The organism is Neobacillus citreus, from assembly GCF_018343545.2.
GTDB lineage: Bacteria > Bacillota > Bacilli > Bacillales > Cytobacillaceae > Neobacillus > Neobacillus citreus.
Genome location: NZ_JAGYPE020000123.1, coordinates 1 through 5541 on the forward strand (window position 1 = coordinate 1; position 5541 = coordinate 5541).

A 5541-nucleotide genomic window follows, 5' to 3' on the forward strand; every position below is an offset into this window, starting at 1 on the left:
TCGAATGTAAATTTAGCCATATAAAAAACTGCACCTCCATTGTTAGTTTTGTGTCTAACAATTTTGGTGCAGTTCACCACGGCTCCTTTTAAAGTGCAAACATTATTTCATCGCATTAAAGCTTACAGCGATTTTTGCCCCAACAACGGCATTGTTTTTCACTAAAGCAATGTTGGCGTCCAAGCTTTTTCCTTCTGTCAGTTCTTTCACCTTGCCGAGCATGAATGGTGTCACATCTTTACCTGTGATGTGGCGTTCTGCAGCCTCATTCAATGCTGTTTCAATCACGCCATTAATAAATTCCTCTTCCATGGCATGTTCTTCAGGAATAGGGTTGGCAATCACCGCTCCGCCTTTTAGGTTTAAATCCCATTTTACTTTTAAGGTAGAAGCGATTTCAGCGACATCATCGGCACGCAAGTTTAATGAAAACTCACTCGTGCGTGTGTAGAATGCAGGGAGGACATCAGTTTGATAACCGATAACTGGTACGCCTTTTGTTTCTAAATATTCCATCGTTAATCCTAAATCGAGAATCGATTTGGCACCTGCACAAATGACAGCCACGTTCGTTTGCCCAAGCTCCTCTAAGTCTGCTGAAATATCCATGGTAGTTTCGGCACCGCGGTGAACCCCGCCAATACCGCCGGTCACGAAAATATGAATATCGGCCAATTCAGCACAAATCATCGTAGCTGCTACTGTAGTTGCGCCAAGTTTTTTAGTCGCAAGCAAATAAGCTAGGTCGCGTCTTGATGCTTTTGCTACTCCGGAACTTTTCCCGAACATTTCTAACTCTTCATCCGATAATCCGATTTTAATTTTTCCATCAATGATAGCAATTGTAGCTGGAACGGCTCCATTGTCACGGATGATTTGCTCCACTTCACGGGCGGTTTGCACGTTCTGCGGATAAGGCATGCCATGAGAAATGATCGTAGATTCTAGGGCAACGATTGGTTTTCCTTGTTCCTTTGCGGTACGTACTTCTTCAGATAATGTAATATATTCTTTCATGACTTATTCCCCCATGTCTTTTAATAGTTGTTCTGCAGATAAATCCTGTCGAACCGTATATGGTGATTGTAAGGTTTTCGATGCATTGATACTTCCGGCCTTAGCAATTTCCAATAATGTCCTACCTTCTAGCCAAGAGTAAATAACAGCCGAAGAAAAAGCATCTCCTGCCCCGGTTACATCGACGATTTCCTTCGCTTCAATAGGGAGGACATGGAAAATACCTTCCTCTTTATTTCCAACCATAGAGCCTTCTTTTCCATTAGTGATGACCACATTGGAAATCCCCAAAGACAGCCATTTTTCCACGGCGTTTTTCCAATCTGAATCATTTTTGATTTCATGCTGAAAATAGGTTTCCGATTCATCCCGATTCGTAATGAGCCATGTTACACCATCAAGTTCATCTGGCAAACGGTTCATCTTTGGTGATGAAACAGGTATTAAGACGATCGGTAGGTTATGGCTTTTGGCAAAATGGCACAAATATTGGACCGTTTCTTTTGGGCAATTTAAATCGACGATGATACATTTCGATTGTGTAAAAAATCCCTCATGCTTCCGCAGTAATTCAGGTGTAATGGCCTCATATACATCCATATCCGCAAGCGCAATGACTAATTCACCGTTGGAATCCAAAACTGCTGTGTAGGAGCCGGTTGCTTTTTCTGGGAATTTGGAGACAGTCTCTAAATTCATGTATGACGCTGATGAATCCTCAATAATGGTCCAGTCCTTATCAGCGCCGGCAGCAGATATAAGTGAAACCTCCAGCCCTAGGCGACCCAAGTTTTCAGCAATATTCCGGGCAACTCCGCCGGCATTCTGGGTGGCATAGCTGGGATTGGAAGTACCCAGCTGTGCCTGCCCTTGAATATGAAATTTACGGTCAATATTCGCTCCGCCAATGCAAATGACATGCTGTGATTCACTTAGAATATAGGCCCTGCCTAAAATATGACCTTTTTTGATCAGCCCAGAAATCATGTTAGCAATCGAAGGCCGAGACAATTCTAAATTTTGCGCAAGCTCTTGCTGCGAAATATAGGGGTTTTTCCGGATTAAATCGAGAATCAATTGTTCTTTCTCAGTCAGTTTTTCAGGCATAAATTCACCCCATAAATTACACTAATCTAAAATTGCCTTAATCAGTGCTATTATTGTTTTGGATTAAATGTCTTTAATTCATCAAGTGTTTCAGGAACCTTTACCGTACCTGATTTGATTTTCTCAACCCATTCTTTAACAGTTGCTTCAATATCAGCTTTGTTTGCCGCTTTTGAATTGATTGGGGCTAAGCCGACACCATCTTCTGCTAAACCATATAACGTTACTTTACCGCCAGGGAAATGGCCGTCTTTTGTTTTCGTGGCAAGGTCTTGAACCGCAACATCCACGCGTTTTAAGGCAGAGGTAAGGACAACATCTTGACCCATGTCCGCCTGGTCACGGTCAACGCCAATTGCCCAGATGTCTTTATTAGGGTCCTTTGCCTTTCGGTCTTTGGCTTCTTTAAACAGACCTACTCCTGTTGCACCCGCTGCGTGGAAGATAACGTCTGCTCCAGATGAATACATTTTTGAGGCGATGGCCTGTCCAACCTCGGCCTTATCGAAAGCACCTGCAATTTGAACGTCTACTTTAATGTCTGGATTTACTGCTTTAACGCCGGCAAGGAACCCAGTTTCGAAACGTTCAATAACGGGAACTTCCATACCGCCAATGAATCCAATGTGGTTAGATTTTGTGGTCTTAGCCGCTGCTATTCCCGCAAGAAATCCCGCTTCCTGCTCTTTAAAAAGAATGCTTGCGACGTTTGGAAGGTCTACTTCAGCATCAACGATGGCAAATTTCGAGTCTTTTTGCTGCTTTGCAATTTCTTCAACTGCAGACGGCATTAAGAAGCCGATCGCATAAACTAAGTCAAACCCTTGACGTACAAGCGTATTTAAGTTTGTTGTATAATCCGCATCCGATTTGGAAGCAAGGTAATCGTATCCGCCCTTTCCTTTTTTCAAGCCATTTTCTTTTCCGAAATTTTGAAGGCCTTCCCAAGAGGATTGGTTAAATGATTTGTCATCAACCCCGCCGACGTCTGTCACCATACCAACAGAGAATGTGTCTTTTTTGGCGCCGCCATTGTTATTGTTATCGTTGCTTTTTCCACAAGCACCTAACAATGTGCCAGCTGCAAGAACAAGTGATAGTGCCATACCAATTTTACGTTTTTTCATTTTGTGTGCCTCCCTAAGTTGTATTTAAGTGTTTTGAACTTTTGTTTATCGTATAAACTTTCGTTTGTATTATACGACTTAAAAAATTCTAGGTCAACCTTTTTAAACAAAATACTAATTCTAGTATTTCCAAAAAAACATTTCATGTGCTGTTTAAATGAAATCGATATGGATAATCTATTGAAGGTGGTTAATTTTTACAAAAATGACAACTATTAAAGGAGGCTGGGCAGTGTTACTAGTACCGCGTGAGTTAGACAAGCTTATGATTGTGGTAGCCGCTGATCTTGCTAGACGAAGACGCGAAAGAGGCTTGAAGTTAAACTATCCCGAAGCTGTTGCCTTAATAACCTATGAAGTGTTAGAAGGGGCAAGAGACGGAAAGACGGTAGCGGAATTAATGAAATATGGGGCTACCATCTTAACGCGTGATGATGTCATGGAAGGAATTCCGGAAATGATTGACGACATTCAGGTAGAAGCTACTTTCCCTGACGGAACAAAACTTGTGACTGTTCATGATCCAATTCGATAAGAAGCAGCAGGAGGGATAACCAAATGGAATGGGAACCAGGTCAGTTATTTTTAAAAGAGGAACAAATCATCTGCAATGAGGGCCGTGAAATACACAGGGTCAGAGTAACTAATACAGGAGACCGGCCGGTCCAAATCGGTTCGCACTATCATTTCTTTGAAGTAAATGAAGCCCTGAAGTTTAATAGGGAGGACGCTTTTGGAAAACGGCTAAATATTCCTGCCGGGGCAGCAGTTCGTTTCGAACCTGGTGATGAAAAAGAAGTGGAATTGGTTTGCTTTGGAGGGGAACAAAAGGTTTATGGATTTAATAATAAAACCGATGGGTCTGTTGAAAGTGGGTGTGGAAAATGAGTTTTGAAATGCCGCGCAAGCAATATGCCCAGATGTTTGGGCCAACTACTGGAGATTCGATTCGTCTAGCGGATACCAATTTAATCATCCAAATTGAAAAGGATTATACCACCTATGGTGAAGAGGTTGTCTTTGGGGGCGGAAAGGTCATCCGCGATGGAATGGGACAGCATCCGCTTGTCACCCGCGGTGATGGGATACCTGATGTCGTGATAACTAATGCAGTTATATTAGATTACACCGGAATTTTTAAAGCTGATCTAGCGATTCGTGACGGGAAAATTTCCGGAATCGGAAAAGCGGGAAATCCGCTGGTGATGGATGGGGTAGATATCGTTATCGGGGCTTCCACTGAAATCATTGCCGGTGAAGGAATGATAGTGACAGCAGGCGGCATTGACACACACGTCCATTTTATTAATCCGGAACAGGTGCCTGTTGCCCTTTCAGCGGGGCTTACTACTTTAATTGGCGGTGGCACAGGTCCATCTGCAGGTTCAAGGGCGACAACGGTTACACCTGGGGAATGGAATATCCATCGCATGCTTGAGGCAGTCGAGGGCCTGCCGATCAATGTTGGTTTGACCGGAAAAGGCCAAGCGGCAACCGAAGAACCGCTGGCTGAACAAGTACGGGCCGGTGTGATTGGACTTAAGGTTCACGAAGACTGGGGTGCTACACCTTCAGCCCTTGACCATGCTTTGCAGGTAGCGGATCAATATGATGTGCAAGTGGCACTCCACGCAGACACCTTAAATGAAGCAGGTTTTGTTGAAAATACGATGGCGGCGATTAAAGACCGGGTCATTCACATGTATCATACGGAAGGCGCCGGAGGCGGGCATGCACCCGATTTGATTAAATCAGCAAGCTTTATGAATGTCCTGCCGTCCTCCACAAATCCGACGCTTCCATATACCATCAATACAATTGATGAGCATCTTGATATGCTGATGGTTTGCCATCATTTGAATCCTTCCGTACCGGAAGATATTGCCTTTGCCGATTCCAGGATTAGAAAGGAAACGATTGCTGCTGAAGATATCCTGCAGGATATGGGGGTTTTTAGCATGACCAGTTCCGATGCCCAAGCAATGGGCCGGGTTGGCGAGGTGGTCACCCGAACCTGGCAGGTAGCCGATAAGATGAAACTGCAAAGAGGCTCTTTGCAAGGTGACAGCAAACTATCTGATAATAACCGTGCCAAGCGTTATATTGCAAAATATACGATTAACCCAGCGATTACCCATGGGATTGCAGATTATGTCGGGTCGATTGAAGTAGGGAAAATCGCTGACCTTGTCATTTGGTCACCGGCGTTTTTCGGGGTTAAACCGGAATTGGTATTAAAAAGCGGTTTTATTGTCTACGGTATGATGGGGGATGCGAACGCCTCCATCCC

General features: G+C 43.8%; 6 protein-coding genes. 3 read left to right on the forward strand and 3 right to left on the reverse strand.

What is annotated here, in order from left to right:
- Positions 1-102 precede the first annotated feature (102 nt).
- Genes KHB02_RS29295 through KHB02_RS29305 form a run of 3 tightly spaced genes read right to left on the reverse strand, consistent with a single transcriptional unit; the run spans position 103 to position 3251 of the window.
- Positions 103-1017 (reverse strand): pseudouridine-5'-phosphate glycosidase, encoded by a 915-nt coding sequence (locus KHB02_RS29295; RefSeq protein WP_213144163.1) that lies wholly within the window; start codon positions 1015-1017, stop codon positions 103-105.
- A gap of 3 nt (positions 1018-1020) precedes the next feature.
- Positions 1021-2124: a PfkB family carbohydrate kinase gene (locus KHB02_RS29300; RefSeq protein ID WP_213144164.1), complete on the reverse strand. Its 1104-nt coding sequence runs from the start codon at positions 2122-2124 to the stop codon at positions 1021-1023.
- 50 nt (positions 2125-2174) lie between these two features.
- The gene (locus KHB02_RS29305) at positions 2175-3251 is read right to left on the reverse strand and encodes a BMP family lipoprotein (RefSeq protein WP_213144165.1); all 1077 of its coding nucleotides are present in this window, start codon (positions 3249-3251) and stop codon (positions 2175-2177) included.
- 232 nt (positions 3252-3483) lie between these two features.
- Between KHB02_RS29305 and KHB02_RS29310 the strand changes: the two genes are divergently transcribed.
- The 3 genes from KHB02_RS29310 to ureC all read left to right on the forward strand — a co-directional run.
- Entirely contained in the window at positions 3484-3786 is a 303-nt protein-coding gene (locus tag KHB02_RS29310) for an urease subunit gamma (protein WP_213144166.1), read from the forward strand.
- Positions 3787-3809: 23 nt separating this feature from the next.
- Positions 3810-4139, forward strand: a complete 330-nt coding sequence (gene ureB, locus KHB02_RS29315) for an urease subunit beta (protein ID WP_213144167.1) — start codon at positions 3810-3812, stop codon at positions 4137-4139.
- Positions 4136-5541: urease subunit alpha (ureC, locus tag KHB02_RS29320; protein ID WP_241114199.1), on the forward strand; the 1406-nt coding region annotated here is incomplete at its 3' end. The genes ureB and ureC, both read left to right, overlap by 4 nt.